This is a genomic window from Micromonospora sp. R77 (assembly GCF_022747945.1).
In the GTDB taxonomy this organism is placed as follows: Bacteria; Actinomycetota; Actinomycetes; order Mycobacteriales; family Micromonosporaceae; genus Micromonospora.
The window spans coordinates 1,973,266-1,995,514 of the sequence record NZ_JALDST010000001.1; the positions used below are offsets into that span (position 1 = coordinate 1,973,266).

Genomic DNA, 22,249 nt, shown 5'->3' on the forward strand with positions numbered 1-22,249 from the left:
AAGTACAACGCGCTGGTGGTGATCAGCGCTTCGAGTACTGAGGAGCCTTACGGGCCTTCTTGAGGCCGTACTTCTTGCTCTCCTTGACCCGGGCGTCACGGGTCAGGAAGCCGGCCTTCTTCAGGGCCGGGCGGTCGTCGGGCTCGTTGACGATCAGCGCCCGCGCGATGGCCAGCCGCAGCGCACCGGCCTGGCCGGTGGTGCCGCCGCCGCGCAGGTTCGCGATGACGTCGAACGCCTCGGGCTTCTCGGCGGTGACCAGCGGGTCCTTGATCAGCTGCTGGTGCACCTTGCTCGGGAAGTAGGCCTCGAGGTCACGGCCGTTGCAGGTGATCTTGCCGCTGCCGGGGACGATACGCACCCGGACGATGGCCTCCTTGCGCCGACCCACGGTCTGGATCGGGCGGTCACCACGCGGCGCGCGGGCGACGGGCGCCGGCGCCTCGGTGGCCTCGGGGGCGACCTCGGTCTCGGTGATGTCGGTCATGCTGTTTCCTTCGCCCGCGCTCACTGCGCGATCTGCTTGATCTCGAACGGCACCGGCTGCTGCGCGCCGTGCGGGTGCTCGGCACCGGCGTAGACCTTCAGCTTCTTGATCAGCTGACGGCCGAGCTTGTTGTGCGGGAGCATCCCCTTCACGGCCAGCTCGATGGCCCGCTCGGGACGCTTGGTCAGCAGCTCGTCGTAGCCGACCTGCTTGAGGCCACCCGGGTAGCCGGAGTGACGGTAGGCAATCTTGGTGTGGCGCTTGTTGCCGGTCAGCGCGACCTTGCCCGCGTTCACGATGACGACGAAGTCGCCCGTGTCGACGTGCGGCGCGAAAGTCGGCTTGTGCTTACCACGCAGGAGCGTGGCGGCGTGGGTCGCGAGGCGGCCCAGCACGACATCAGAGGCGTCGATGACGTGCCACTGACGCTCGATCTCACCCGGCTTCGGGCTGTACGTACGCACAGGTCTACCTTGTCTCGTCGTCGGTCTGGGGTCGCGCGCCGAGGTGACCAGGGCTTCCCAGCCGAACCAGCGCGCACGAACGACCAAGCGTACCTGATGCGGCACGCCTAAGAATGTCGTACAACAGCAGGCAACGATACCCGGCGCGGTGTCGGCAGGTCAAAACGGGGGGCCGGCCCGCGTGGCCTGCGGTTTCTTCCGAGGCGGAGGTCACACCCCGGCGAGCCGGCCGGCGCCCGGCCGCAGGTAGACCACCCAGGTCACCGCGACGCAGAGCGCGTACCAGGCGATGAAGGCCAGGTAGGCGGCGTCGGCGGTGCCGGCGGTCAGGAACGACTGCCGGAACGCCACGTTCACCAGCACCCCGCCCGAGGCGCCGACCGCGCCCGCGATGCCGATCAGCGCCCCGGAGAGCCGCCGGACCCGGCGGTCGGCCGCCGCCCGGTCACCGGTCAGCTCCGCCTCGACTTCGGCCCGGGCCCGGAAGATCGCCGGGATCATCTTGTACGTCGACCCGTTGCCGATCCCGGAGAGGACGAAGAGCGCCAGGAACCCGGCCAGATAGAGCGGGAGGGACCGGTCCCGGGCGGCGTACAGCACCAGCCCCGCGCCGCCGGCCATGGCGACGAAGTTCCAGAAGGTCACCCGGGCCCCGCCGAGCCGGTCGGCGAGCTGCCCGCCGAGCGGCCGGACCAGCGAGCCGATCAGCGGCCCGAGGAAGGTCAGCCAGGCGGCGTCGACCGGGGTGGGGAACCGGTCGTGGAACTGGAGCTGGAGCACCTGGCCGAAGGCGAAACCGAAGCCGATGAAGGAGCCGAAGGTGCCGACGTAGAGCACGGACATCACCCAGGTGTGCGGGTCCCGGGCCGCCTCGCGCAGCGCGCCGGGCTCGTTGCGCGCCCCGGGGACGGTGTCCAGCCAGCGCGCCGCGGCCAGCGCCGCGAACACGATCAGCGGGAGATAGACCGCCGGCACCAACCGGGGGTACGCGGCCCCGGCCGTCGCCAGCACCGCCAGCGCGACCAGCTGCACCGCCGGTACGCCGAGGTTGCCGCCGCCCGCGTTGAGCCCGAGCGCCCGGCCCTTGAGCCGGTCCGGGAAGAAGAGGTTGATGTTCGCCATCGAGGAGGCGAAGTTGCCGCCGCCGACCCCGGTCAGGCAGGCCAGCACCATCAGCGTCGAGTACGACACCCCGGGCTCGATCAGCAGCGCCATCGGCACCGCCGGGACGAGCAGCAGCAGCGCGCTCACGATGGTCCAGTTCCGCCCGCCGAACCGGGCCACCGCCAGGGTGTACGGCAGCCGCAGCAGCCCGCCCAGCGCGGCCGGTACGGCGGTGAGCAGGAACTTCCCGGCCGGGTCGATGCCGTACGCCGGCCCGAGGAAGAGCACCGTCACCGACCAGAGGCTCCACACCGAGAAGCCGACGTGCTCGGTGAAGATCGAGACCCAGAGGTTGCGCCGCGCGATCGGCGCTCCGGTCGTACGCCAGAAGTCGGGGTCCTCGGGGCGCCAGTCGGTGATCGGCGCCCGGTGCCCGGCGGCGGCCGGGGCCAGGGTAGTGCTGGGGGCCAGTGTGCTCACGGCGACTCCTCCTCGTCGGTGACGAGGGGGACGCTAGGAACGGGCGGTTTCCCGGGCGTGCCCGTGACGGGTCGGTCCGGAAACGGGAACCGCACGTCCGCCCGGCGGCGGTGGTGAGCCGGTCAGAGCTCCTGGAGGATGCGCAGCGCCCGGCCGACCCGCTGCATGGTCTCGGTGTCGGCCACGTCGACGCACTCGGTGAACCACTTCTTCATCGGCGAGGAGAGCCGGTCGGGCATCACCACCCAGCGGTCCATCGGCACCGCGAGGGGTGAGTCGCGCAGCAGCGACTCGTCGACCACCTCGGCCACGATCACGATCGGCACGTCGGTGGAGTTGTAGACGTCGGAGCTGATCACCAGGCCGAGCCGCTCCCGCGCACCCTCGATGCGCCAGACCTCTCCCCTACGCAGCACGCGGCCGCCCGCCGAAGAGCACGTCGTCCACCATCCCGACCTCGCGGGCGTCGGCGAGCGCGGCCGACTCCAGGTCGATCCCGGCGCGTTCGACGGCGGCGGCGTGGGCGGTGAAGACCTCGCGCAGCGCCTTCTCCCGGGCGGCCTGGTCCATCCAGGCGGAGAGGGAGAGCCCTTCCCGCTTGGCGAACCGGCGCGCTTCCTCGATGGTCTCGTCGGAGAACGACAGTGTCACCTTGGCGGTCATGCCGGTGAGATTACCCACTGGTATGACCGCCAGTCATCCCCGCTCGCACCGGTCGGCGAACCGGTCAAACCGCCGTACCGCCGAAGACGGCGAAGCGCCACTCCTTGAAGAAGCAGTCGACGTCGGTCAGCCCGGCCTCGCCGAGCCAGCGGCACTGGTCGGCGACGGTCGACGGCCGGTCGTACCGCATCCGCTCCCGGGAGGCGGCGATCTCGTCGGCGTCCGACCCCAGCTCGGTGATCCGGGCCGTCCAGATCTCGTCGTAGCGCCGGTCCAGCGCTCGCGTCGGCCCGGCCACCTGCTCGGCGTTGACGAAGACCCCGCCGGGCACCAGCGCCCCGGCGGCCCGCCGGTAGAGCGCCCGCTTGCCGTCGTCGTCGAGGTGGTGGATGGCCAGCGCGGAGACCACCGCGTCGTACCGGCCGGCCGGCAGCGGGTCGGTCAGGTCGGCGAGCACGGTGCGGTGCGGCACGCCCCGCTCGGCCAGGTGGCCGGCGGCCACCGCGAGCATCCCGGGCGCGCCGTCGACCAGGGTCAGCCGCACGCCGGGGACCGCCGCGGCGAGCAGCAGCGAGAGCAGCCCGGTGCCCGCGCCCAGGTCCAGCACCTCCGGGGTACGCCCGGCGGCGAGCGCGGCCCGCAGCGGCGGCGCGGCCACCTCGACCGCCGCGCCGTAGAAGGCGTCGAAGCAGGGCACCAGCCGGCGGCGGGCCTGGTCGTAACTGCCCGCCACCGCGTCGAACGCGTCCGACACACCCATCACATGCCTCCCATTATGTAAGATATTTGTCCCACATTCTAAACGGTGCGGATCGTTCCGTCACTCCCGTGCGGTGTGAGCCCCTCTTGACAGGACCGAAACAGAAGGGACCCGGAGCGGAAACTGCCCGACGGCACGCTTTGCCGACATGACAGACGGTGCGCGGACGGCGACGCGACCGGGGCGACGCACCCGGGAGGCGGACACGCACTGCCCGTACTGCGCCCTGCAGTGCGGGATGACGCTGCGCGAGACCGACGGTCGGGTGGAGGTGCTGCCCCGGCAGTTCCCCACCAACCGGGGTGGGCTGTGCCAGAAGGGCTGGACCGCCGCCGAACTGCTCGACCACCCGGACCGGCTGACCGCCCCGCTGCTGCGCGACCGCCCCGGCGGCGAGCTGCGTACGGCCACCTGGGACGAGGCGCTGGACCGGATCGCCACCGGCATCCGCACCGTCCAGGCCGGACACGGGCGGGACGCGGTGGCGGTCTTCGGCGGCGGCGGGCTGACCAACGAGAAGGCGTACGCGCTCGGCCGGTTCGCCCGGGTCACGCTGGGCACCCGGCTCATCGACTACAACGGCCGCTGGTGCATGTCGTCGGCGGCGGCGGCCGGGACGCGCGCCTTCGGCATCGACCGAGGGCTGCCCTTCCCGGTGGCCGACCTGGGCCACGCGGACACCCTGCTGCTGGTCGGGGCGAACCCGGCCGAGACGATGCCCCCGCTGATGCGGCACCTCGCCGACCAGCGGCGCCGGGGCGGCCGGCTGATCGTGATCGACCCCCGGGTGACCGCCACCGCCCGCCAGGCCGACCTCCACCTGCAACCGCTGCCCGGCACCGACCTGGCGGTGGCGAACGCGCTGCTGCACATCGCGCTCACCGAGGGCCTGCTCGACCGGGAGTACGTGGCCGCCCGGACCACCGGCTTCGACGAGGTCCGCCGGACCGTCGCCGGCTGTTGGCCGGCCGAGGTGGAACGGCTCTCCGGGGTGCCGGTGGCCGACCTGGAAGCCACCGCGCGGGCGCTCGCCGGCGCCGGCCGGGCGATCATCCTCACCGCCCGGGGCGCGGAGCAGCACGCCAAGGGCGTGGACACCGTCACCGCCTTCATCAACCTGGCGCTCGCCCTCGGCCTGCCCGGTCGCCCCGGCTCCGGGTACGGCTGCCTCACCGGGCAGGGCAACGGGCAGGGCGGCCGGGAGCACGGGCAGAAGGCCGACCAGCTCCCCGGCTACCGCCGGATCGACGACCCGGTGGCCCGCGCGCACGTCGCCGGGGTGTGGGGCGTACCGGCCGACGAGCTGCCCGGGCCGGGGGTGCCGGCGTACGAGCTGCTGGACTCGCTCGGCACAGCGCAGGGCCCGAAGGCGCTGCTGGTGTTCGGCTCCAACCCGGTGGTCTCCGCGCCCCGGGCGGCCCGGGTCGAGTCCCGGCTGCGCGCGCTGGACCTGCTGGTGGTGGCCGACTTCCTGCGCTCCGAGACGGCCGAGCTGGCCGACGTGGTGCTGCCGGTCGCGCAGTGGGCCGAGGAGGACGGCACGATGACCAACCTGGAGGGTCGGGTGCTGCGCCGCCGCGCCCTGCGCGAACCACCCCCCGGTGTCCGCACCGACCTCGCCGTCCTCGCCGACCTCACCGCCCGCCTGCAAGGAGGGGCCCCCTCTTATCGCCTTCCGCATAGCAGGGGCCCCCTGTTCACACCTGCCGGCCCGGCGGAGCCGGGCACGTCGGCACCGGCCGACCAGGCGGATCCGCAGGCGGTGTTCGAGGAGCTGCGGCGGGCCTCGGCCGGCGGTCCGGCGGACTACGCCGGGGTGACCTGGGCGCGGATCGACGCCGACACCGGTGTCTTCTGGCCCTGCCCGGTGGTCGACGGCCCGGACACCCCCCGGCTCTTCGTCGAGTCCTTTCCCACCCCGGACGGGCGGGCCCGGTTCCGGCCGGTGGCGCACCGCCCGGCGGCCGAGCCGGTCGACGCGGCCTATCCGCTGCACTTCACCACCGGCCGGGTGCTCGCCCACTACCAGTCCGGCGCGCAGACCCGGCGGGTCGACGCGCTGCGCCGGCCGCCCCCGGCGGCTTCGTCGAGCTGCACCCCGACCTGGCCGCCCGGCTCGGGGTGGCCGACGGCGAGGAGGTACGCGTCGTCTCCCGCCGGGGGGAGCTGCGCGCGCCGGCCCGGCTCACCCCGACGATCCGGCCGGACACCGTCTTCGCGCCGTTCCACTGGGCCGGCGCGGCCCGCGCCAACTCGGTCACCAACGACGCCGTCGACCCGGTCTCCGGGATGCCGGAATTCAAGATCTGCGCCGTACGCGTCGAGAGGGCGGAGCCATGAGCGAGCGGGTCGTGATCGTCGGGTACGGCATGGCCGGCGCCCGCCTCGCCGCCGAGCTGCACGCGCTGGACGGGGACCGCAAGGTCACCGTCCTCGGGGCGGAACGGCACCGCGCGTACAACCGGATCATGCTCTCCACCCTGCTCGCCGGGAAGATCGACGAGCCGGACGTGGAGCTGACCGACCTCGCCGGGCAGGGCGTGGACGTGCGGACCGGCGCGGCGGTCACCGCGATCGACCGGGCCGCCCGGGAGGTACGCACCGACGACGGCGACCGGCACCACTACGACCACCTGGTCCTCGCCACCGGCAGCCGGGCGTCGGTGCCGCCGCTGCCCGGGCTCGATCCGCTGCCGGAGCGGGTGGTCCCGTTCCGCACCCTGGACGACTGCCGGCGCATCCTGGCCGTCGCCCGCACCGCCCGCAGCGCCCTGGTGCTCGGCGGCGGGCTGCTCGGCCTGGAAGCGGCGCGCGGGCTCGCCGCGCGCGGCTCGACGTGACCGTGGTGCACCCGACCGGGCACCTGATGGAACGGCAGCTCGACCCGGTGGCCGGGGCGGTACTGGCCGGCACCCTCGCCCGCCTGGGGGTGCGGACCTCGCTGGCGGTCCCGGCGACCGGGGTGGCCGCCGACGCCGACGGCGTCCGCCTCGACCTGGCCGACGGCCGCCGGCTCCACGCCGACCTGCTCGTCCTGGCCTGCGGCGTACGCCCCGACACCGCCCTCGCCGCCGCCGCCGGGCTGACCGTCGAGCGGGGCGTGGTGGTGGACGACCGGCTGCGGACCGGCGACCGGCGGATCTCGGCGATCGGCGACTGCGCCCAGCACGACGGGACGCTGACCGGGCTGGTCGCCCCGTGCCTGGGCGCAGGCCCGGGTGGTGGCCAGGTGCTGACCGGTGCCGACCCGCTGGCCCGGTACCGGCCCCGCCGGCGGTGACCCGGCTCAAGGCGGCCGGGATCGACCTGGCCGCGATGGGCGACGCGGTGGGCGACCGGCCCGCCGGGGACCCGGTCGAGGAGCTGACCTTCGCCGACCCGGCCCGCGGCACGTACGCCCGGCTGCGGATCCGCGACGAGCGGCTGACCGGCGCGATCCTGCTCGGCGACAACCCGGCGGTCGGCACGGTCGTGCAGCTCTTCGACCGGGGCGCGCGCAGCCGGCGGACCGCCGGTCGCTGCTGCTGGGCCGGGCGTTCGGCGCGGTGCCGGCGGCGCCCGCGGCGTCCCCGGCGCTGATGCCGGACGCGGCGACGGTCTGCCAGTGCAACGACGTCAGCAAGGGCGAGCTGGTGGCCTGCTGGCGCGCGGGCGCGCAGACGGTCGACGCACTGTCCACGGCGACCCGGGCCGGCACCGGCTGCGGCGGCTGCCGGGACGCGCTCGCGGGCATCGCCGGCTGGCTCGCCGACGCCGACCCGGTGGCCGCCCGATGACCCGGCGATCCGCGAGCGCCGCGATGACGGCCGGACCACTGGCGGGCCGGGAACGGACGACCCGGCGGGCCCGGACGGCAGGAGATGACGGGATGGACGGCGACGCGGTGGAGGTGACGCCATGAACCAGCGGAACGAGCGGAACATCGGCACGCAGCGCGGCGGAGGGCCGGCATGAGCGGCGGGCGGCTGGTCGTGGTCGGCAACGGCATGGTCGGGCAGCGCTTCGTCGAGGCGTTGCGGGCCCGGGACGTCGACCGGCGGTGGCGGGTGACGGTGCTGGCCGAGGAGCGGCGGCCCGCGTACGACCGGGTGCGGCTGTCGGCCTTCTTCGCCGGGGTGGACGCCGACGAGTTGAACCTGCACACCCCCGACGACGGGGTGGAGCTGCGGCTCGGCGAGCCGGCCACCGGCATCGACCGGGCCCGGCGGGTGGTGACCACGGCGGCCGGCGAGCACCCGTACGACGCGCTGGTGCTCGCCACCGGGTCGTACCCCTTCGTGCCGCCGGTGGACGGCACGGACCTGCCCGGCGTCTTCGTCTACCGGACGCTGGACGACCTGGCGGCGATCCGGGCGTACGCGGAGGGGCGGCGGAGCGGCGCGGTGATCGGCGGCGGCCTGCTCGGCCTGGAGGCGGCGAACGCGCTGCGTCTGCTCGGCCTGGCGACCGGTGTCGTCGAGTTCGCGCCCCGGCTGATGCCGGTGCAGGTGGACGAGGCGGGCGGGGCGATGCTGCGCCGCTACGTCGAGGAGCTGGGCGTGCGGACGTACCTCGGGGTGGGCACCACGGCGCTGCGGGCCGGCCCGGACGGGGCGGTCGCGGCGCTGGACCTCTCCGACGGCGGCACGGTCGACGCCGACCTGGTCGTGGTGGCCGCCGGCATCCGGCCCCGGGACGAGCTGGCCCGGGCGGCCGGCCTGGCGCTCGGCCCGCGCGGCGGGGTGCTGGTCGACGCGGCCTGCCGGACCGCCGACGAGCGGATCTGGGCGGTCGGCGAGTGCGCGGCGGTCGACGGCACCTGCCACGGCCTGGTCGCCCCCGGGTACGCCACCGCCGAGGTGGTCGCCGACCGGCTGCTCGGCGGGGCGGCCACCTTCCCCGGCGCGGACACCGCCACCAAGCTGAAACTGCTCGGGGTGGACGTGGCGTCGTTCGGTGACGCGCACGGCACCACCCCGGGCTGCCTGGACGTCACCTTCACCGACCCGGCCACCCGGTCGTACGCGAAGCTGGTCCTCTCCGACGACGCGCGGACGCTGCTGGGCGGCGTGCTGGTCGGGGACGCGAGCGCCTATCCGACGTTGCGGGCCAGCGTGGGCGGGCCGCTGCCCGGTCCCCCGCTGGCGCTGCTGGCCCCGGCCGGCGAGGCCGGCGGCGGGGTGACCGCGCTGCCCGGCGCGGCGCAGGTCTGCTCCTGCAACGCGGTGACCCGCGAGCAGATCGACACCGCGATCGCCGACGGCTGCGCCGACGTGCCGGCGCTGAAGGTCTGCACCCGGGCCGGTACGAGCTGCGGCTCCTGCGTGCCGATGCTGAAGCAGCTCCTCGACGCGGCCGGGGTGAAGCAGTCGACGTCGCTCTGCGAGCACTTCGACGCGAGCCGGCAGGAGCTGTTCGAGATCGTCCGGGTCCGCGGCATCCGCACCTTCTCCCAGCTCGTCGCCGAGCACGGGCGCGGCCGGGGCTGCGACATCTGCAAGCCGGTGGTCGCCTCGATCCTCGCCTCGCTCGGCACCGGGCACGTCCTCGACGGCGAGGCGGCGTCGTTGCAGGACACCAACGACCACTTCCTGGCCAACCTGCAACGCGACGGCAGCTACTCGGTGGTGCCCCGGATCCCGGGCGGCGAGATCACCCCGGAGAAGCTGATCGTGATCGGCGAGGTGGCCCGGGACTTCCGGCTCTACACCAAGATCACCGGTGGGCAGCGGATCGACCTGTTCGGGGCGCGGGTCGAGCAGCTCCCGCAGATCTGGCGTCGGCTGGTCGACGCGGGCTTCGAGTCCGGTCACGCGTACGGCAAGGCGCTGCGCACGGTGAAGTCGTGCGTCGGCGAGACCTGGTGCCGGTACGGGGTGCAGGACTCCGTCGGGCTGGCCGTCGCGCTGGAGCTGCGCTACCGGGGGCTGCGCGCCCCGCACAAGCTCAAGTCGGCGGTCTCCGGCTGCGCCCGCGAGTGCGCCGAGGCGCGCAGCAAGGACTTCGGCATCATCGCCACCGAGACCGGCTGGAACCTCTATCTGGGCGGCAACGGCGGCTTCCGGCCCCGGCACGCCGACCTCTTCGCCACCGACCTGAGCACCGCCGAGCTGGTCACCCTGATCGACCGGTTCCTGATGTTCTATGTGCGCACCGCCGACCGGTTGCAGCGCACCGCCGCCTGGATCGAGGCGCTGGAGGGCGGCCTCGACCACCTCCGCGCGGTCATCGTCGACGACTCGCTCGGGCTCTGCGCCGACCTCGACGCGGCGATGGCCCGGCACGTGGCGTCGTACTCCGACGAGTGGCGGGACGTCCTCGACGACCCGGACCGGCTGCGCCGCTTCACCTCCTTCGTCAACGCCCCGGACGTGCCGGACCCGTCCATCTCCTTCGCCGTGGAGCGCGGCCAACCCGTACCGGCACGCGGGACGTCGACGGCGGCGGGCAGCGACCGCCGCCGCCAGCCGGTCGCGCTCGGACTCCCGGAGGTACGCCGATGATCACCCTGGACACCCGCACCTGGACGCCGGTCTGCCCGCTGGCCCGGCTGGACCCCGACCGCGGCGTCGCCGCCCTGGTCGACGGCGTGCAGGTGGCCCTCTTCCATACCGGCGGCGAGCTGTACGCGGTCGACAACCTCGACCCGGTCGGCGGGGCGTACGTGATGTCCCGGGGCCTCGTCGGCAGCCGGGCCGGCGTGCCGACGCTCGCCTCCCCGCTGCACAAGCAGGTCTACGACCTACGGACCGGCCGCTGCCTGGACCTCTCCGGCGTGCAGCTGCGCCGGCACGAGGTCCGCTGCCGGGACGGCGTCGTCGAGGTGCGGCTGCGACCGGAGGAGTGATGGCGGACGAACTGGCCGGCTTCACCATCGGCGTGACCGCCGACCGGCGGCGCGACGAGCTGGCCGCGCTGCTCCAGCGGCGCGGTGCCCGGGTGGTGCTCGCGCCCGCCCTGCGGATCGTGCCGCTGGCCGACGACACCGACCTGCGCGCGGCCACCCGGGCCTGCCTGGACCGGCCGCCGGACGTGCTGATGGCGAACACCGGCATCGGGATGCGCGGCTGGCTGGAGGCGGCCGAGGGCTGGGGGCTGGCCGAGCCGCTCCGCTCGGTGCTCGGCCGGTCGTACGTGGTGGCCCGGGGGCCCAAGGCGCGCGGCGCGATCCGGGCCGCCGGGCTGCACGACCAGTGGTCGCCCGACTCGGAGAGCTGCGAGGAGGTGATCGAGCACCTCTGCCGGCGCGGCGTGGCCGGGCAGGTCGTCGCCATGCAGCTGCACGGCGACCGGCAGCCGGAGTGCACCGAGGCGCTGGAGGCGGCCGGGGCGACGGTGATCGAGGTGCCGGTCTACCGGTGGGCCCCGCCGACCGACCCGGCCCCGCTGCACCGGCTGATCGACCTGGTCGCCGGGCGGCTGGTGGACGCGGTGACGTTCACCTCCGCGCCGGCCGCCGAGGCGCTGCTGCGGGCCGCCGGGGACCGTACCGAGACGGTGCTGGCGGCGCTGCGCGGGGACGTGATGGCCAGCTGCGTCGGCGCGGTCACCGCCGAACCCCTGGTCCGCCGGGGGGTGCCGGTCAGCGCGCCCACCCGGGCCCGGCTCGGCGCGCTGGTCCGGCAGATCGTCGACGAGCTGCCCCGCCGCACGGTCACCGTCCGGGCGGCGGGGCACCAACTGACCCTGCGCGGGCACGCGGCCGTGGTCGACGGGGAGCTGCGGCCCCTGGCACCGGCACCGATGGCGGTGCTGCGGGCGTTGGCCGCCACCCCCGGGCGGGTGCTGTCCCGCACCGCGCTGCTGCGTACGCTGCCGCGCGGTGCTGACGAGCACGCGGTGGAGATGGCGGTGGCCCGGCTCCGGGCGGGGCTGCGGGCCCCCCGGGTGGTGCAGACCGTGGTCAAGCGCGGCTACCGCCTGCGGGTGGAATGAGACGGAAGGCCGGTGCGGTCGTCTCCGGTCGGCTTGAGGCCATGGCGTCAGACCTCCAGCTCCACGAGGGCGCGCAGGAAGGCCGACGCGTGGTCGGCCTCGTCGAAGGCGATCTCCCGGAACAGCGCCGCCGCCCTGGCGTCGCCCGCCGCGGCCGCCTGCCGGGAGAACGAGGGGTACATGACGGTGGCCTCGTACACCTCACCGCTGATCGAGTCGCGCAGGTTCGTGGCGTTGTCGCGGACCAGCCCGGCCAGTTCGGCGGCCTGCGCGAAGTGCTCACCCAACTCCTGACCGGCCGTGTTGTCCCACAGCCGGGCCAGGCGGGGCACCCCGGTGGCCCGGGCGTGCTCGGCGTAGGAGGTGTACTTCGCGTTGGCGAACGCCTCACCGCGGATGGTCGCCTCCAGGTTGCCCTGGGTCGCGCCGGTGCAGGCGGGCAGGCTCGGCGGGATCGGCACCGGGGGCACCACGTCACCCACCGGGATGCGGACCCCCGAGCCCGGGTCGGTGATCGCCCGCAGCGCGGTCCGGAACCGGGCCGCGTGCACCGCCTCGTCGGCCGCCAGTTCGTCGAACAGATCGGCCGCGGCGGAGCAGCCGTCCGCCCGCGCCCGGGCGGCGAAGCCGGGATAGACCACGGTCGCCTCGTGCTCCTCGCCCGCGATCGACTCCTCCAGGTTGGCCGCGTTGCTCCGGACGAAGTGGATCAGAGCCGCCTCCGCCGCGAAGTGGTCGTACCGCTCGGTGTGCGCCGTGTCGCGGAAGAGCCGGGCGATGCCCAGCTCCCCGGTACGACCCGCCTGTTCCCCGTAGGCCAGGTACTTCGCGTGGGCGAAGGCCTCCCCCTCCATCGCCGTCAACGTGTTGGTGTACGTGGTCGACGGCGGTTGGTCCGCCGCCCGGGCCGGCCCGGCGAGGCCGGCCCCGAGCACCGCCCCCGCCATCACGATCGATACACCCGTCACCGTACGCATAACTCCCCCTCGGCCAACAGCTCCAGTGAGGACAGCCTCACCATGAGTGACATCCGTGGATGAGCGTACGTCTTCGCAGGTCAGGACGGGTCGACCGAAATCGCCACGCACCCGTCGACCGCGTTCGCGCCAGCGTTGGCCGACGGCGTCGTTACAGATGGTGACAAGTTTTGTTCAGCCCACCGGGGTCGGGTAGCCCCGGCCGTGCTCGGCCTGCAGGCGCAGCATGGCGTGCTCGACGACCGTCACCAGCACCTGCTTGACCGAGTCCCGGTGCCGGGCGTCGCACTGCACCAGCGGCACGTCCCGCGAGATGGCGAGCGCCTCGCGGACCTCCTCCAGTTCGTACTGCGGCGCGTCGTCGAACCGGTTCAGCGCCACCACGTACGGCAGCTTGCGGTTCTCGAAGTAGTCCAGCGGCGCGAAGGCGTCGGTGATCCGCCGGGTGTCGACCAGCACGGCAGCGCCGACCGCGCCCCGGATGATCTCGTCCCACATGAACCAGAAACGGGTCTGGCCCGGGGTGCCGAAGAGGTACAGGATCAGGTCCTGGGCCATGGTGATCCGGCCGAAGTCCATGGCGACCGTGGTGGTCTCCTTGCCCGGCACCTTGGACGGGTCGTCGATGCCGACGCCGGCGGCGGTCATCAACGCCTCGGTGGTCAACGGTGTGATCTCGGAGATCGCACCGACCAGGGTCGTCTTGCCCACGCCGAAACCACCCGCGACGACGATCTTCGCGGAGATGATCTCCCGGCTGCGGCGTGCCCCGGCGGGGTCATAGTTCGCGAAGTCCACTTAGCACCCTTCCAAGCAGGTTCATCCGCTCCTCGAACCCCTCAGCGGGAGCGGCAGTGTGTAGCGTCAGCAGGCCCTCGGCCACCAGGTCGGCGACCAGCACCCGGGTGACGCCGAGCGGCATCCGGGTGTACGCGGCGATCTCCGCCAGCGACTGTGCCCGGCCTTCGCAGACCGTGGCGATGCGGTACTTGTCGTGCCCGGCGAAGCGGGACTCGGCGACCTGGGTGGGAGTGCTCGACAGCACCGCTTCCAGGGCGATGTCCTGCAACGGCTCGGTACGGCCACGGGTGACCGCGTACGGTCGCACCAGCGCCCCGCGCGGGTCCCGCCGTTGGTCCATTCGCGATCACCTCCCTCCGTACGGAGCCGGGCCGGCTCCGGATCACCTTGGCCTGCGCCGTGCGGATCAGGACCGGACGGCGTCCCGGGGCAGCGGGACCAGGGCCGCGCCGACCCGCTCCACCAGCAGCGCCATCTCGTAGCCGACCTGGCCCACGTCACAGCTGCGGGCGGCGAGCACCGCCATCGAGGAGCCGTCGCTGATCGACATCAGGAACAGGTAGCCGCTGTCCATCTCGATCACCGTCTGGAGCACCCCACCCGCGCTGAACATCCGCGCCGCGCCCTCGGTCAGGCTCACCACGCCGGAGGTGATGGCGGCGAGCTGGTCCGCCCGGTCCCCGGGCAGGTCCCGCGAGGACGCGAGCAGCAGCCCGTCCGCCGACACCGCCACCACGTGGGCGATGCCCGCCACGCTGTCGGCGAAGTTGGTGAGCAGCCAACCCATGTCCTGCATGGCCGCTGGCCTGTTCATCGGTTCGTCTCCTTGGTCGAGGTGCTGTTCAGGTCCGCGCCGGCCGTCCGGCCGCGCTGCACACCGCGGTGGTAGGCGGAGAGCAGGCCGCGTACTTCGTCGGGGGTGCGCCGGCTGCGGTCCCGGCCGCCCTTCGGGTCGATGCCGCCGGGCACGAGCTGGGCCTGCGGCACCCGCTTCGGCAGCCCGGAGCGGGTGGTCCCGGCGGTCGCCGGCTCGGCGGCCTTGGACGCCCGGGTCCAGCCCTCGTCGGCCGCCGTCCGCCAGGCGTCCGGGTCGACCGCCGGCGGCGCCGACACGGGCGTCGCGGGCGGCGGTACGCCGGCGGCGGGCGACGCCGCTGGTGGCGTGTACGACGGCGGTGGCGGCTGGCTCGTCCCGCCGTCGGCCTGGGCGCCCGGGGTGCGGGTCGGCAGCGGCGGCCGGGCCGCCGTGGCGGCCGACGCCGGCGCGGCCGGGGCGACCGGCCGGGCCGCGGCGGCCGGCGGCTCGCCGAAGTCGGGGCGGGTGAAGATCGCCGTCGCGTCGTCGCCGTGCGAGCGGAACCAGACCGCTTCCATCTCCCGGAAGATCGGCGCCTCGGCCGGCGGCGCCGGCCGGGCCAGCACCGGGGCGGCCGGCGCGGCGGTGGCACCGGCGACCGGACCGGCCGGGAGCACCGGGGCGGCGACCGGCGGCGCGGTGGCCGGCGTCGCCGGGGCGGCGGTGTCACCGCTGCCCGGGGTCCGCTTCGGCAGCGGCGGCAGGGTGGGGTAGGCGACGGTGGGGGTGCCGACCGAGATCCCGCCGTTGTCGGCGAAGGCCGGCTGCGCGGGCACCGGTGGCGCCGACACCGGGACGCTCGGCAGCGGCGGCAGCGCGTCCGTGCCGCCGAGCTGCACCGACGGGCTGCTGTCCCGTACCTCCGCCGGGGCCCGCCAGGGCGCGGGGGCCGGCGTCGGTGCGGCGCTGCGCCACTGCTCGGTCAGCGTCGCGGTACGTCCGGCGCCGGCCGACGAGTCGGGCTGGCCGACCGGGGTGAGCGGCGTCTGCTCGACGGCCAGCGGCTGCCGCGACCGGGGCACGGCGGCCTGGTCGCGGCCCCGGTTGGCGGGCAGGACCACGGTGGAGTTCGGCAGGGTCACCTGGGCGACGGTGCCGCCCTCGACGTTGCGGCGCAGCTCCACCCGGATGCCGTAGCGGGAGGCGAGCCGGCTCACCACGGCCAGACCCATCAGTCGGAACGCCGCCACGTCCACGGTCGACGGGGCGGCCAGCCGCCGGTTCAGCGAGTCCAGCTGCTCGTCGGTCAGCCCGAGGCCCCGGTCCTCCACCTGGATCAGCACGTAGTCGCGGATCCGGCGGCCGTCGGCCACCACCGTGGTGTTCGGCGGGGAGAACCGGGTCGCGTTGTCCAGCAGCTCGGCGACGAGCCGGACGACGTCGTTCACGGCGTGCGCGGCGACGGAGATGTCGGTGTCGACGGTGCCGAACTCGATCCGGTTGTAGAGCTCCACCTCGGACTGGGCGGCCCGCAGCACGTCCACCAGGAGGGCGTCGTCGCGGCGCGGCACGGCCGAGTCGGCGCCGGCCAGGACCAGCAGGTTCTCGTCGTTGCGGCGCATCCGGGTGGCCAGGTGGTCGAGCTCGAAGAGCTGGGCGAGGCGCTTCGGGTCCTCCTCGCCACGCTCGATCGCGTCCAGCTCGCCGATCATCCGGTCGACCAGGTTCTGACTGCGCCGGGCGAGGTTGAGGAACATCGCCGAGACGCTGGTCCGCAGCGCGGCCTGCTCGGCGGCGACCCGGACGGCCTCCCGGTGCACCACGTTGAAGGCCACCGCGACCTGGCCGACCTCGTCGCGGTTGCTGAGCTTGATCGGGTCCCGGACCTGTTGGACGATCTCGTCCACGCCGCCGTCGCCGATCGCGTTGACGTTCTGCAGCCGGGCGACCGCGTCCGGCAGGTCGTGGTTGGCCACCGCCAGGGCGCCCTCGCGCAGCCGGCGCAGCGAGTGGTTGAGCGAGCGGGCCAGCACCACGGCGAGGGTGATCGCGATGATCAGGGTGATCAGCACCAGCAGCGACTCGACGACCGCCTGCTGGATGACGTCGGTACGGGCCTGGTCGGCGTCGGCGTACAGACCGTCCTGGAGCTGGACCTCGGCCCACCGCATCAGGTCGTTGACCGCGCCGACGGCGGCGGTGGCCTCGGCCGGGGTGACCAGCGGCCGGGCGTTGACCGACTTGGAGATGTCGCCCGCCACCCGGTCGGCGAGACTCACCGCGTCGCCGGAGACGGTGCGGTCGACCAGCGCCCGCTGCTCGGGGTCGGCGTTGCGGGCGAAGGTGAGCAGCGCCTCCTGCTGGCCGGTGAGGGTGGCCACGAACGAGGAGAAGCGCTCGTCGTCGAGGCGGCCGGCGAGGAGCGAGGTGTACGCCACCGCCTCCTCCTCGGCCACGGCCGCCTTGGCGCGGCTGAACGCGGCGACCGCCCGCCGGTCGGCGGCGAGGTTCTCCGCGCCGGGCTGCTGCGCCAGCGTGTCGCCGTAGGCGACCAGGTCGGTGAGGATGATGCCGTACCGCAGGCTGGCCTCGGCCACCGGCATCTGCTGCCGGTCCAGCACCTCCTGCCGGGTGCCGTTGAGGGTGGCCAGGTGCTCGTCGATCACCCGCAGCCGGTCGCGCACCGTGGCCGGCAGGTCGTCGAGCCGGCCCCGCTCCTCGCGGTAGGCGGCGATCTGCGCGTCGGTGGCGCGTACCCGCAGGTTGTAGTCGTCCGGCCGCTGGTTGGGCAGGGCCAGGTAGGCGGCCGCCGACATGCGTTCCTTGTGCAGGTCCTGGGCGAGCGCGGAGACGTCGATGGAGAGTGCGGTCAGGGACCGGATCCGGGTGGCGTCGTAGGCGCCCTCGCCGACCGAGACGAGTCGGATACCCGCCAGTGCGATGACGGCCGCGACCGGAACGACCAGGATGAGGGCGAGCTTGGAACGGATCCGGGCATCCCGGAGCCGGGGCATCCGTCGGCGGGTCCGCTGTCCGGCGCCGGTGCTCTCGGGCAGGGTCGTAGGACCGCTCACGACATCGCCTCCGTCGTTCTTTCCACGCCTGACCCGCCGACCCGTGCCTGGTGCAGCGGCCAGCGCCACGCGCGGCACGGCCGCGATTTCATCAGAGAAGATCCTGTTTGGGAAGCGGCGGCGGGGCAGGAATCGGTCGGTGGGGACGGAACCCGTGATGCGGTCAAGAAATACCTACTTTTCTCCACGCCCCTGAACTGGGGATGTATATCCAGAGTGGTCACTCGGATCTGCAAAGTGATGGTTCGTAAACATTCCGTTACCCCACGATGTGGGATGGACGTCCCGAAAAGCTCCACCATCCGCGCTTGACCACAGGGCCCGGCATTGGCAAGGTTTTGCAGGCTTCGCGCACACCGTACGGCAGACCAATCCCGTTCCTCCACTGAGGACGGACACAAGCGGCGGTGTCCGGGCCCCGCCCGCGCCGCACCTGGAGGACCCCAAGTTGAGCCCCATCCGCTCCGCGAGCGTCGCGGCGCTCGCCTCGGCCGTACTGGCCACCACGCTCACCGGCTGCCAGTTCGGCGAGGGGCAGCAGGACACCAGTCCCATCGTGATCGCCGCGGACCTCGAACTCTCCGGCGCCGCCGCGCCGGTCGGCAAGGCGTACCAGCGGGCGCTGGATCTGAAGGTCGAGCAGTTGAACTCGTCGGGCGCGTTGGGCGGTCGACAGATCAAGCTCAGGGTGGCGGACAACCGCTCCGACGCCAGCGAATCCTTGCGGAACATCAACGATTTCAGCAACGATTCCCACGTCAGCGCCATCATCATGGGCGGCTGCAACGAATGCGCGGTCGGTGCGGCCCGCACCATCGTCGACAAGCGGATTCCGACGATCGCGCTGGCCTCCGCCAGCGGCGTCACCGAGCCGGTCGCCGAACGGCGGTACGTCTTCAAGCTGGCCCCCAACGCCGCCGACACCGCGGCCACCCTGACCGACGAACTGAGCCGGCGCGGCATCCGCAAGGTGGCGGTGCTGAACAGCGCCGACTCGTACGGCCAGGAGGGGCTCGCCGCGCTGCGCGACCAGGTCACCAAGGCCGGCATCAAGGTGCTGCGCGCCGAGTCGGTCCGCAGCACCGACACCGACGTGAACGACCCGGTCGGCAAACTGGTCGACCGCAAGCCCGACGGGCTCGTCCTCTGGACCCCGCCGGAGCAGGCGTCGCTGGCCGCCGACAGCGCCCGGCAGGCGAAGTTCGCCGGTTCGCTCTTCTTCGACGCGTCCGCCGCCGGGGACCTCTTCCTGGGCGGCTCGGCCCGCTCGACCGAGCGGGCGACGCTGGTCTTCACCCAGACCATGGTGATCGACGACGTGATCGCCACCACCCCGGCCAAGGCCGCCCGCCGGCAGTGGTTCCAGGACTACACCGCCCGGTACGGCAGCTACAACGGCTTCTCCTCGTTCGCCGCCGACGCCCTGCAGCTCATCGCCGACGCCGTGCTGCGCTCCGGCGGGAAGGCGGGCACGGTGGACCGCGAGGCCATCCGGAACATCCTGGAGACGTCGCAGCTGGACGGCCTCTCCGGGCCGATCCGGATGACCCCGGACAACCACTCCGGGCTGATGCCGCAGGCGCTGACCACGCTGGTCGCCCGGGGCGGTCGCTGGCGGCTGTCCGGCTGAGACCAGCCGGGTGCGGCCCGCCGGGACCTGTCGGCGGGCCGCGCCCGGACGGTCAGCGGGCCGAGGTGGTGGCCCGGACCCAGGGCAGGGCGAGCCGCTCCACCAGGGTGAGCGCGGCGTACAGCAAAATGCTCATCAGCGCGATCAGCACGATCGCCGCCCACGCCGTCGCGGTGTCCCCGATCCCGTTGTACTGGAGGATCTGGAAGCCCAGCCCCGGCTGGTCGGAATAGAACTCGCCGATCACCGCGCCGATCGCCGCCAGCGGCATGGCCACCTTCAACCCCACGAAGATCTGCGGCAGCGCCGCCGGGAAGCGCACCTTGCGGAACGACTGCCACCAGGAGGCGTTCAGCGACCGGGCCAGTTCGGCCAGGTCCGCCGGCGTGGTGGTCAGGCCGGTCGCGGTGGAGAGCACGATCGGGAAGAAGCAGAGCAGGAACACCATGGTCAGGATGGGCTTGTGCCCCCAGCCCACAGAGACCACCAGCAGCGGTCCGAGGGCGATCTTGGGGACCGCGTTGACCGCCACCAGCAGGGGCGCGAACATCCGCTCGACCCGGCGGGACGCGGCCAGGGCCATCCCGATCAGCACCCCGGCGACCGCGGAGAGCGCGAAGCCGACCACGGTCATCAGCGTGGTGATCCCCAGCGCCGGCAACAGCACGTGCCGGGTCCCGGTCAACGCCCGCCACACCGCCTGCGGCGGCGGCAGCGACGCCGGGTGGACCAGGTGCAGGCCCGAGGTGACCAGCCACCAGACGCCCACCGCGATCACCAGACCGAGCGCCGGCAGGCCCACCGCCGCCGGACGTACGCCGTCCCGGCGCGGGGGCGCGACGTCGGGTGCCGGGGCGCCGGCCACCGTCGGAGCCTGCTCCGCCAACGTGTCCTCCTCTGCTCCGGCCGGTCGACGACCGGCACGCGAAAGGGTGCGACCCACCGGGATCTCCCGGCGGGCCGCACCCGGAGTCTCCGAGCCGACCCGTCAGGCCTTCGGCGCGAGGTCGAAGTCGATGATCTGGTCGGGAGTGAAGTTCTGCTTGAGCGCGCCCGCGCCCTGGAGCAGGGCGATGCTCTTGGCGACCCGGCCGCTGTCCAGGGTGCCCAGGGCGGTGCCGGAGTTGCTGGACCGGACGTACGCGGCCATCAGCTGGAGCTCGGCGGCCGCGGCGGCCGGGTTGGTGGCGTCGACGTTCTTCTTCAACATGTCCGCCGCCTCCTGCGGGTGCGCCAGCGCGTACTCCAGGCCCTTGAGCAGCGCGGCGGTGAAGCGCTTGACCGTGTCCGGCTTCTCCTTGGCCATCTTGGTCGAGGTGATCAGCGCGTTGCCGTAGAGGTCCTGCATCACGTTGCTGTAGGGCAGCACGACCGGCTTCTTCTTGGTCACCGCCTCGACGGTCGGCTGGCCCACCACGAACTGGCCGATGCCGTCGACCGCGCCGGAGGCCAGCGTGCCCATCAGGGTGGCCGGCTCGCCGTTGACCCAGGTCACCTTGCTCGCGTCGATGCCGGCCAGCTTGGCGTACGTGGGGAAGAGGTTGCGCACGACGGAGGCGGGGGCGTCGGCGAGCTTCTTGCCCTCCAGGTCCTTCGGGGTGGCGATGTTCTTGCCCTCGACCGAGACGATCGCGGCCATGGTGCGCTGCTGGATCGCCGCCACCGCGACGAAGTCCTTGGCCTGGCCGTTGCCGAACTGGAGCAGCCCACCGGTGAGGTCGATCGGGCCGAAGTCGGCCTGCCCGCCCGTGATGGTCTGGATGACCGCGCCGGTGCCCTGGCCGGGCTTGATCTCCACGTCGAAACCGGCGTCGGAGAAGAACCCCTTCTCCTTCGCCACCCAGGCGTAGGAGTCGCGGCCGAAGTTGCCGAAGGACGTGAGGTAGGTCACCTTCTCCAGGGCGGCACCGTTCGGGCCCTTGGCGTCGTCGGACTTGTCCGAGCCGCCGCTGCACCCGGAGACCAGGGCGAGGGCGGTGGCCAGCGCGGCGGCGGCGACCGTACGGGTCAGCCTTCTCATCAAAGCACCATGTCCTTTCCGACCAGGTCGTCTTCGCCCGGACGGGTCGTGGGGCCGACGGTTACGGCGCATGGGGGGAGCCGTCAGGACCGTCGTGAGGGGACTCTTTGCGGGCACAGCGTACGAGAAGGCTGGCGGAACGTGTCCGTGCGTATCGGTTGCGGAACGGAAACGAAGTTGCGTGCCGGAAAGTGACAGCGGTCCACCCCGGACGGTGCTATAAGGATCCCCGGCGGCTACCCTGTGCCCGACTCGCGACGTCGAGCAGGAGGGAGGCCGGCGGAGATGATCCGGCTGTCCGGCGTGTCCCGTACCTTCGAGGGGCGATCCGGCCGGGTGGAGGCCCTGCGCGGCATCGACCTCGACGTCGCCGAGGGCGAGTTCGTCGCGGTCCTCGGCCGCTCCGGGTGCGGGAAGTCGACGCTCCTGCGAATGGTCGCCGGCCTGCTGCCGGTCACCGCCGGCGAGATCACCGTCGCCGGTACGCCGATCACGAAACCGCGCCGCGACATCGCCATGCTGTTCCAGCGCCCCGCCCTGCTGCCCTGGCGCTCGGTGCTGGACAACGTCCTGCTGCCGGTCGAGATCTTCGGCTGGAGCCGGGCGGAACACCGGGACCGCGCCCGCGAACTGCTGGACCTCGCCGGCTTGGGCGGCTTCGAGAAGCGCCTGCCGCACGAGCTCTCCGGCGGCATGCAGCAGCGGGTGTCGCTCTGCCGTTCGCTCGTCGGCGAACCCCGGGTGATGCTGATGGACGAGCCCTTCTCCGCGCTGGACGCGCTCACCCGCGAGGAACTCTCCGGCGAACTCCAGCGGGTGCACATGGAGACGAAGGCCACCATCGTCTTCGTCACCCACTCGATCGACGAGGCGGTACTGCTCGCCGACCGGGTGGTGGTGCTCAGCCCCCGTCCCGGCCGGATCCGCAAGGTGGTGCCGGTGGACATCCCCCGGCCCCGCACCCTCGGCCGCAACGCGCACCTCGCCGAGGTGGCCCGGGTCAGCGCCGACCTGCACGAACTGCTGATGGAACGGGACGCACCGGTGGACCTGCCCGCCGGGGCGGGAGGGCGGTGACC

The 22,249-nt window shown here is 73.5% G+C and carries 20 protein-coding genes and 2 pseudogenes; 9 read left to right on the top strand and 13 right to left on the bottom strand.

What is annotated here, in order from left to right; all coding sequences use genetic code 11:
• Window positions 1-22 precede the first annotated feature (22 nt).
• From rpsI to MRQ36_RS09050, 6 genes are all read right to left on the bottom strand, one after another.
• Window positions 23-487 carry a 30S ribosomal protein S9 gene (gene rpsI, locus MRQ36_RS09025; RefSeq protein ID WP_088998399.1) on the bottom strand — a complete coding sequence of 155 codons (465 nt, stop codon included), beginning with the start codon at window positions 485-487 and terminating at the stop codon, window positions 23-25.
• A gap of 20 nt (window positions 488-507) precedes the next feature.
• Entirely contained in the window at window positions 508-951 is a 444-nt protein-coding gene (gene rplM, locus MRQ36_RS09030) for a 50S ribosomal protein L13 (RefSeq protein ID WP_242794454.1), read from the bottom strand.
• 210 nt (window positions 952-1,161) lie between these two features.
• Entirely contained in the window at window positions 1,162-2,535 is a 1,374-nt protein-coding gene (locus MRQ36_RS09035) for an MFS transporter (RefSeq protein WP_242794455.1), read from the bottom strand.
• 122 nt (window positions 2,536-2,657) lie between these two features.
• Window positions 2,658-2,951, bottom strand: a complete 294-nt coding sequence (locus tag MRQ36_RS09040) for a type II toxin-antitoxin system PemK/MazF family toxin (RefSeq protein WP_242794456.1) — start codon at window positions 2,949-2,951, stop codon at window positions 2,658-2,660.
• Window positions 2,941-3,198 carry a DUF6364 family protein gene (locus MRQ36_RS09045; protein WP_242794457.1) on the bottom strand — a complete coding sequence of 86 codons (258 nt, stop codon included), beginning with the start codon at window positions 3,196-3,198 and terminating at the stop codon, window positions 2,941-2,943. The genes MRQ36_RS09040 and MRQ36_RS09045 overlap by 11 nt, the downstream gene beginning before the upstream one ends.
• Window positions 3,199-3,262: 64 nt before the next feature.
• On the bottom strand, window positions 3,263-3,958 hold the full coding sequence (locus tag MRQ36_RS09050) for a class I SAM-dependent methyltransferase (RefSeq protein WP_242794458.1): 696 nt from the start codon (window positions 3,956-3,958) through the stop codon (window positions 3,263-3,265).
• 148 nt (window positions 3,959-4,106) lie between these two features.
• Between MRQ36_RS09050 and MRQ36_RS09055 the strand changes: the two are divergent.
• From MRQ36_RS09055 to MRQ36_RS09075, 7 genes and pseudogenes are all read left to right on the top strand, one after another.
• Window positions 4,107-6,298: pseudogene (locus tag MRQ36_RS09055) on the top strand (molybdopterin oxidoreductase family protein).
• A 29-nt stretch (window positions 6,299-6,327) separates the two neighbouring features.
• A pseudogene (locus MRQ36_RS34385) lies at window positions 6,328-7,238 on the top strand (NAD(P)/FAD-dependent oxidoreductase).
• On the top strand, window positions 7,235-7,537 hold the full coding sequence (locus MRQ36_RS34390; RefSeq protein ID WP_374249914.1) for a hypothetical protein: 303 nt from the start codon (window positions 7,235-7,237) through the stop codon (window positions 7,535-7,537). The pseudogene MRQ36_RS34385 and the gene MRQ36_RS34390 overlap by 4 nt, the downstream one beginning before the upstream one ends.
• The gene (locus tag MRQ36_RS34395; protein ID WP_374249915.1) at window positions 7,537-7,734 is read left to right on the top strand and encodes a (2Fe-2S)-binding protein; all 198 of its coding nucleotides are present in this window, start codon (window positions 7,537-7,539) and stop codon (window positions 7,732-7,734) included. Before MRQ36_RS34390 ends, MRQ36_RS34395 begins: the two co-directional genes overlap by 1 nt.
• 174 nt (window positions 7,735-7,908) lie before the next feature.
• Window positions 7,909-10,440 carry a nitrite reductase large subunit NirB gene (gene nirB, locus MRQ36_RS09065; RefSeq protein ID WP_242794459.1) on the top strand — a complete coding sequence of 844 codons (2,532 nt, stop codon included), beginning with the start codon at window positions 7,909-7,911 and terminating at the stop codon, window positions 10,438-10,440.
• Window positions 10,437-10,784, top strand: coding sequence for a nitrite reductase small subunit NirD (gene nirD, locus MRQ36_RS09070; RefSeq protein WP_278187462.1), 348 nt, complete (start codon window positions 10,437-10,439; stop codon window positions 10,782-10,784). Before nirB ends, nirD begins: the two co-directional genes overlap by 4 nt.
• Window positions 10,784-11,872, top strand: coding sequence for a uroporphyrinogen-III synthase (locus tag MRQ36_RS09075; RefSeq protein WP_242794460.1), 1,089 nt, complete (start codon window positions 10,784-10,786; stop codon window positions 11,870-11,872). Before nirD ends, MRQ36_RS09075 begins: the two co-directional genes overlap by 1 nt.
• Before the next feature lie 47 nt (window positions 11,873-11,919).
• Here the strand turns inward: MRQ36_RS09075 and MRQ36_RS09080 are convergent, their stop codons facing one another.
• The 5 genes from MRQ36_RS09080 to MRQ36_RS09100 all read right to left on the bottom strand — a co-directional run bounded on the left by MRQ36_RS09080 (window position 11,920) and on the right by MRQ36_RS09100 (window position 17,520).
• A complete protein-coding gene (locus MRQ36_RS09080) occupies window positions 11,920-12,840 on the bottom strand; it encodes a ferritin family protein (protein ID WP_242794461.1) in 921 nt (306 codons plus the stop codon).
• A gap of 183 nt (window positions 12,841-13,023) precedes the next feature.
• The gene (locus tag MRQ36_RS09085; RefSeq protein WP_242794462.1) at window positions 13,024-13,647 is read right to left on the bottom strand and encodes an ATP/GTP-binding protein; all 624 of its coding nucleotides are present in this window, start codon (window positions 13,645-13,647) and stop codon (window positions 13,024-13,026) included.
• Complete coding sequence (locus MRQ36_RS09090; RefSeq protein ID WP_109946945.1) at window positions 13,628-13,990, bottom strand: DUF742 domain-containing protein; 363 nt, start codon at window positions 13,988-13,990, stop codon at window positions 13,628-13,630. The genes MRQ36_RS09085 and MRQ36_RS09090 overlap by 20 nt, the downstream gene beginning before the upstream one ends.
• A gap of 66 nt (window positions 13,991-14,056) precedes the next feature.
• Window positions 14,057-14,464 (bottom strand): roadblock/LC7 domain-containing protein, encoded by a 408-nt coding sequence (locus tag MRQ36_RS09095; RefSeq protein ID WP_007465177.1) that lies wholly within the window; start codon window positions 14,462-14,464, stop codon window positions 14,057-14,059.
• On the bottom strand, window positions 14,461-17,520 hold the full coding sequence (locus tag MRQ36_RS09100) for a sensor histidine kinase (protein ID WP_242794463.1): 3,060 nt from the start codon (window positions 17,518-17,520) through the stop codon (window positions 14,461-14,463). The genes MRQ36_RS09095 and MRQ36_RS09100 overlap by 4 nt, the downstream gene beginning before the upstream one ends.
• 448 nt (window positions 17,521-17,968) lie before the next feature.
• On the opposite strand from MRQ36_RS09100, the gene MRQ36_RS09105 reads away from it, so the two are divergent.
• The gene (locus MRQ36_RS09105) at window positions 17,969-19,150 is read left to right on the top strand and encodes an ABC transporter substrate-binding protein (protein ID WP_242794464.1); all 1,182 of its coding nucleotides are present in this window, start codon (window positions 17,969-17,971) and stop codon (window positions 19,148-19,150) included.
• Between the two features lie 52 nt (window positions 19,151-19,202).
• On the opposite strand, the gene MRQ36_RS09110 is transcribed toward MRQ36_RS09105, so the two are convergent.
• Both MRQ36_RS09110 and MRQ36_RS09115 read right to left on the bottom strand, forming a co-directional pair.
• Complete coding sequence (locus tag MRQ36_RS09110) at window positions 19,203-20,015, bottom strand: ABC transporter permease (RefSeq protein WP_242800960.1); 813 nt, start codon at window positions 20,013-20,015, stop codon at window positions 19,203-19,205.
• 123 nt (window positions 20,016-20,138) lie between these two features.
• A complete protein-coding gene (locus tag MRQ36_RS09115; protein ID WP_242794465.1) occupies window positions 20,139-21,170 on the bottom strand; it encodes an ABC transporter substrate-binding protein in 1,032 nt (343 codons plus the stop codon).
• 285 nt (window positions 21,171-21,455) lie between these two features.
• Between MRQ36_RS09115 and MRQ36_RS09120 the strand changes: the two genes are divergently transcribed.
• On the top strand, window positions 21,456-22,247 hold the full coding sequence (locus MRQ36_RS09120; RefSeq protein ID WP_242794466.1) for an ABC transporter ATP-binding protein: 792 nt from the start codon (window positions 21,456-21,458) through the stop codon (window positions 22,245-22,247).
• The last annotated feature ends 2 nt before the right edge of the window (window positions 22,248-22,249 follow it).

Excerpts from the sequence above, each read along its gene's own strand:
- rpsI (WP_088998399.1), bottom strand. The coding sequence starts at position 487 with ATGACCGACATCACCGAGACCGAGGTCGCCCCCGAGGCCACCGAGGCG.
- MRQ36_RS09045 (WP_242794457.1), bottom strand. The coding sequence starts at position 3,198 with ATGACCGCCAAGGTGACACTGTCGTTCTCCGACGAGACCATCGAGGAA.
- MRQ36_RS09050 (WP_242794458.1), bottom strand. The coding sequence starts at position 3,958 with ATGGGTGTGTCGGACGCGTTCGACGCGGTGGCGGGCAGTTACGACCAG.
- MRQ36_RS34395 (WP_374249915.1), top strand. The coding sequence starts at position 7,537 with ATGCCGGACGCGGCGACGGTCTGCCAGTGCAACGACGTCAGCAAGGGC.
- nirB (WP_242794459.1), top strand. The coding sequence starts at position 7,909 with ATGAGCGGCGGGCGGCTGGTCGTGGTCGGCAACGGCATGGTCGGGCAG.
- nirD (WP_278187462.1), top strand. The coding sequence starts at position 10,437 with ATGATCACCCTGGACACCCGCACCTGGACGCCGGTCTGCCCGCTGGCC.
- MRQ36_RS09075 (WP_242794460.1), top strand. The coding sequence starts at position 10,784 with ATGGCGGACGAACTGGCCGGCTTCACCATCGGCGTGACCGCCGACCGG.
- MRQ36_RS09090 (WP_109946945.1), bottom strand. The coding sequence starts at position 13,990 with ATGGACCAACGGCGGGACCCGCGCGGGGCGCTGGTGCGACCGTACGCG.
- MRQ36_RS09095 (WP_007465177.1), bottom strand. The coding sequence starts at position 14,464 with ATGAACAGGCCAGCGGCCATGCAGGACATGGGTTGGCTGCTCACCAAC.
- MRQ36_RS09115 (WP_242794465.1), bottom strand. The coding sequence starts at position 21,170 with ATGAGAAGGCTGACCCGTACGGTCGCCGCCGCCGCGCTGGCCACCGCC.
- MRQ36_RS09120 (WP_242794466.1), top strand. The coding sequence starts at position 21,456 with ATGATCCGGCTGTCCGGCGTGTCCCGTACCTTCGAGGGGCGATCCGGC.